General features: G+C 68.4%; 4 protein-coding genes. 3 read left to right on the top strand and 1 reads right to left on the bottom strand.

What is annotated here, in order from left to right; translation table 11 throughout:
- Window positions 1–379 precede the first annotated feature (379 nt).
- The 3 genes from Q0A33_RS07615 (at window position 380) to Q0A33_RS07605 (ending at window position 3572) form a co-directional block, all read left to right on the top strand.
- A complete protein-coding gene (locus Q0A33_RS07615) occupies window positions 380–1387 on the top strand; it encodes a DctP family TRAP transporter solute-binding subunit (protein WP_291794839.1) in 1008 nt (335 codons plus the stop codon).
- Between the two features lie 83 nt (window positions 1388–1470).
- Window positions 1471–2013 (top strand): TRAP transporter small permease subunit, encoded by a 543-nt coding sequence (locus Q0A33_RS07610; protein ID WP_291794838.1) that lies wholly within the window; start codon window positions 1471–1473, stop codon window positions 2011–2013.
- Entirely contained in the window at window positions 2010–3572 is a 1563-nt protein-coding gene (locus Q0A33_RS07605) for a TRAP transporter large permease (protein WP_291794837.1), read from the top strand. The genes Q0A33_RS07610 and Q0A33_RS07605 overlap by 4 nt, the downstream gene beginning before the upstream one ends.
- 179 nt (window positions 3573–3751) lie before the next feature.
- Here the strand turns inward: Q0A33_RS07605 and Q0A33_RS07600 are convergent, their stop codons facing one another.
- Window positions 3752–5101, bottom strand: a complete 1350-nt coding sequence (locus tag Q0A33_RS07600; RefSeq protein WP_291794836.1) for a D-serine ammonia-lyase — start codon at window positions 5099–5101, stop codon at window positions 3752–3754.
- Between the last annotated feature and the right edge of the window lie 46 nt (window positions 5102–5147).

The following is a 5147-nucleotide window of genomic DNA, read 5'->3' as shown; positions in this document are numbered from 1 at the left end:
GCGTCCGTGCGGAGGAGATCGGTGACCGCACGGGGGCGGGTCCTGCCGTGTGCGAGGGTCGTCCGCACCGCTGCTGCGCTGCCGGGGTGCTTCACCGGACGACCGGGGACGATGAGCGGCGTGTTCTGTGTCACGCGCTCACTGTAGGGCACGGACCGCTCGGCGAGCATCCACGGTTCCAGGAGACGGAACGCGATGACGGCTGATTCGGGGCCCGTGCCACGCTTTCTGGCCTGTGCTCGAGGACAGGCGGACCGCATAGTGGAACGCTTCTTGTGCGGCATGTCACCCCTGAGTAGATTTCCCTCTACGCGCCGACGCGGACCTCCGGCTGGCGCTGTGAGTGACGACGAGGTCCACCGGCTCGAGGGAGAGACTGATGAAGAAGGCACTGATGCTCGCCGGCGCCACGGCGGCGACCGCTCTGGTGGTGAGCGGGTGCTCCGGCAGCGGGGGCGGAGGCGAGGGCGGCTCCTACACGTGGGACTTCACCATCACGACCTCCGACAGCTCCACCTGGTACAAGGGTGCCGAGAAGTTCGGCGAGCTGCTCGACGAGAAGTCGGACGGCCGGATGACGCTGAACATCGTGGCCAACGAGCAGCTCTCCGGCGGCGACCCGGCCGCGGGTGTGGAGATGCTGGCCGACGGCAGCAAGGCCTTCTCCTACAACTCGCCGATCATCTACTCCGGCATCGACCAGCGGTTCGGCGCGATCACGGCGCCCTTCCTGTTCGAGAGCCTCGAAGAGGTGGACCCGGTGCTCGAGGGCACGGGGGCCGAGGCCTACGACCAGCTGCTCGACGAGATGGGCATCGAGTTCCTGGGCTTCGGGGAATCGGGCTTCCGCCAGCTCACCAACGCGGACACGGAGGTCACTGCGCCTAAGGACCTCGCCGGCATGAAGTTCCGGGTCGCGGGTTCCGCGCTGTTCCTCGACATCTACAAGGAGCTGGGCGCGGACCCGGTCTCGATGAACTGGGCGGAGGTCTTCACCTCCCTGCAGAACGGCACGATCGACGGCCAGGAGAACCCGCTGGACATCATCCACTCCTCCAGCCTGGCCGAGGTCCAGAAGAACCTGACCCTGTGGAACTACGTCTACGACCCCCTCCTGCTGGGCATGAACAAGGGCATGTTCGACGAGCTGAGCCCGGAGGACCAGCAGATCGTCACGGAGGCCGCCGCGGAGGCCAACGAGTACCAGGTCCAGCTCAACCGCGACCTCGCGGACGAGCAGCTCACGGAGCTGGAGGGGCAGATGGAGGTCACGGAGCTCACGCCTGAGCAGCTCGAGGAGTTCCGGACGGCGATGGAGCCCGTGTACGCGAAGTACGAGGGCGAGTGGACGCCGGAGATCTTCGACAAGGTGCAGCCGCAGGGCTGATGTGAGACTGCGGCGGTGAGGGACTGATCGGTCCACACCGCCGCGGCTCACCGTCCTGCCCCTACGCGGAAGCCGGTGCTCCCATGTTCGACAAGACCCTCACTCTCATCGAGAACACCCTCATCGCCGTCTCCTTCTTCGTCATCACCATGGTGGCGTTCGTGAATGTCGTGGCGCGGTACGTGTTCCACGGATCGCTCTCCTTCACCGGCGAGCTGATCGTCAACCTGGCCGTCCTGCTGACCCTCGTGGGCGCCTCGGCCGTCACCAGGCAGGGCTCCCATCCGAGCTTCAGCCTGCTGCGGGACTCTCTGCGAGGCCTGCCCCGCACGCTGGTGATCGTGGGCGTGTGCGCGGCGATGCTGGTGTTCTACGCGCTCTTCCTGTGGGTGGGCGCGGACATGGCGGAGAAGCAGGCCGCCAGCGGCAGGCTCACCCCGGCGCTCGGGTTCCCCCAGTGGATCTTCTCGCTCGCGCTGCCGTTCGGCGCCCTGCTGGGAGCCGTCCGAGCCATCCAGGTGGCCGTCATCGCCCTGCGCGGTGGGGAGACCTTCGTCAGTGAGGAAGAAGCGGCGGTGAAGGAGGCGGAGGACATCCGCGCTCACGAGGAGGCGACCCAGCCATGATCGAACTCATCCTCTTCGGCACCTTCGCGGTGCTGCTGCTCCTGGGCGTTCCGGTGGCGTTCTCGATGGGCCTGTCCGCCTTCGCCGCCATCATCTGGCAGTCGGGTCTGCAGGGGCTCATCCCCGCGTCCAGCGTGCTGTACGCGGGCCTGTCCTCGGAGACGCTGCTGGCGATCCCCTTCTTCATCCTCGCCGGGACCATCATGGAGGTCACCGGCATCTCCGCCCGGCTCATCGAGTTCGCGGATGCCTGCGTGGGCCATCGGAAGACCGGTATCGCCCTCACCACCATCCTCGTGGCGCTGCTCTTCTCCTCGATCTCCGGCTCCGGGCCCGCGACGGTCGCAGCGATCGGCGGCATCCTCATCCCCGCTCTGGCGAAGAAGGGCTATTCCCGGCGGCACGCGGCCTCGCTGGTGGCCAGCGCGGGCGAGCTCGGCATCATCATCCCGCCGAGCATCGCCTACATCGTGTTCGCCGTGGTCGCGGCGGACTACGAACGGGTGTCCATCGGTCGCCTGTTCATGGCCGGCGTGGTCCCGGGCCTCATCCTCCTCGTCGGGCTCTACATCGTCGCCGTGTTCCTGCCGCGCGCAGGAGAGGCGGCCAAGGCGAACGCCAAGCAGCACGCGGACCTCGCGATGGGGCGCATCAGCCGCCGGGGCTCCCGCCGTGAGCAGGCGGGGAACGTCGCCGAGGCCGGTGAGCCCGGGGGCGGCGATGTCGCCGGTGGCGTGCGTGAGGGCAGTGCTGCTGCCGGAGCCGCAGCGGCCTCGGGCGGAGTGGCTGCCGGTGGCGGCGTGAGCGCCGGTGCTGCGAATGCCGTGCTCGCAGTGGACGACGAGCCGGCACCCGCGCTCAGCGTCGATGTGGTGCGCACCCAGAGGGCCTCGTGGCCGGAGATCTGGAGGGCGTTCTACCGGGCAGTGCCCGGTCTGCTGGTGCCCGTCATCATCCTCGGCGGCATCTACGGCGGCATCTTCACGCCCACGGAATCCGCTGCCGTCGCGTGCGTCTACGGACTGGTCGTGGGTCTGTTCGTCGTCCGTGAGCTGAAGCTGAAGGACCTTCCCACGCTGTTCGTCACGGCGGGTCTGGCCTCGGGGCGCATCATGCTCATCATCGCCACGGCCACGGTCTTCGCCTACGTGATCACCCGGAACCAGATCGCCCGGACGGTGGCGGACTGGCTGCTGAGCCTCACGGACAACTGGGTGGTGATCGTCCTCCTCATCAACCTCATCCTGCTGATCGCGGGCATGTTCATCGATGCGATCTCCGCGTTCTACCTGTTCGTCCCCCTGTTCGTGCCGGTGATGCTGGAGCTGGACATGGACATCACGACGATCGGCGTGATGATGACGATGAACCTGGCGCTGGGGCTCATCACTCCGCCGGTGGGGATCGACCTGTTCGTCGCCGCGGGCATCGCGAAGATCCCGTTCATGACCGCGGTGAAGGGCATCTGGCCGTTCTTGGGTGTGGGCATCGTGGTGCTCATGCTCGTGACCTTCGTGCCGGTGCTCAGCAACGGACTGCCGGACCTGCTGGGGCTGTGAGGCGGGCGGACGCAGCACGCCGTCACCTGCTCTGTGCCCCCGCTGCCCCGCTTCATCCGTTGTGTGATCACTGTGCCCAGCCGTTCTTCGAAGAATGGCTGGGCACAGTGATCACGTGAGAATCGTAGTTTTATGGTGGCGTCTGGCAGGGCTGTGCGGCGAGCCTCCGGCCCGGGGACTCAGTCCAGGAACAGGGTGCCTGCGGCGGAGAACCGCCCCTCCTGCGCACGGCCCTGTGCCAGGTAGTGCTCCATCTCCGCCGGTGGGACCATGCTGCCGCCGGTGAGCCAGACCAGGTGCGTGGTGTCCGGGGAGTCCCAGTCGGCAGCGATGCGCTGCGCGGCGACCGCAGCGGCCACCCGCCAGGGAACGCTGAGACCGGCTGCGGCGGAGGGCTCCACGCGGATGCCCTCCGCGTCGTCGAGCATGCTCACTCCGGCCTGCATCACCTCGTCGTGGCCGGTGGCGAATCCTGCGACGCACGCGGTCAGCCGCTCGCCGATGAATCGCGAGGGGCGTGAGACGGCCAGACCGTCGGCGGCGGTCAGGCCGGGCAGCCCGATGTCCTGGACGCAGATGTCGCTGTGCAGGCCGGAACGCACTCCCAGGGCCATGGCTGGCGAGAGCACCGGCTCGACGAAGACGCAGCGGACCGCGTCACCGAATGCGCGGGTGAGCCCGTAGGTGACGCCGCCGGGCCCGCCTCCCACCCCGCAGGGCAGGTAGGCGATGAGGGGGTGTGCGGCGTCGACCCGTACCCCTGCCTCGTCCAGCTGCGCCTTGAGCCTCTCCGCGGCAGTCGCGTAGCCGGCGAACAGGCTCACGGAGCTCTCGTCGTCGACGAAGTGCGTGCGGGGATCCCCGGCCGCGGAGGCACGTCCTGCGGCGACCGCCTCGTCGAAGGGGCCGTCGTGTTCGACGACCTCCACGCCGCGGCTGCGCAGCAGATCCTTCTTCCACGCGCGCGCATCCGCAGACATGTGGACGGTGACGGAAAAGCCCAGCGCGGCGCTCAGGATGCCGATGGAGAGCCCCAGGTTTCCCGTGGAACCCACCACGACCCGGAACCCGCCGGCAGCATCGCGGAAGCCGGAAGAACTGTAGGTGCCTCGATCTGCGGGGTCGAACCCGCAGCGTTCGGCCACGGTCTCCGCGAACTCCAGGACCTCGTGGAAGCCTCCGCGGGCCTTGATCGACCCGCTCACCGGCAGGGAGTCGTCCCGTTTGAGGAGCAGCCTGCCCTGCAGCGGGACGCCTGTGTGTGCGTCGACGGCGGACTGGATCTGCGGCGCGTCATCGAGGTCCGACTCGACGATCCCGCCGCGCTCACGCGTCTCCGGGAAGGTCTCCGCAAACCACGGTGCGAACCTCTGCAACCGGGCCGCCGCCTCGGCGACCAGGTCCTCGCGGAGGCCGGCCTCCGCGAGCGCCTGCGCCGCCGGCGGCAGATCGGTCCGAAGCCAGGTCAGAGGTTCTCTGCATGCGAGGGCGGCGACGACGGGATCCTCGGTCATGGTCTCTGTGCGCATCGCTGCCTCCTCTCTGTGTGAGCGAGTCACCCCTGCAGTGCCGAGG

It is taken from the genome of Brevibacterium sp. (genome assembly GCF_022712115.1).
GTDB lineage: Bacteria > Actinomycetota > Actinomycetes > Actinomycetales > Brevibacteriaceae > Brevibacterium > Brevibacterium salitolerans.
This window is presented reverse-complemented; position numbering and strand designations above follow the sequence as displayed.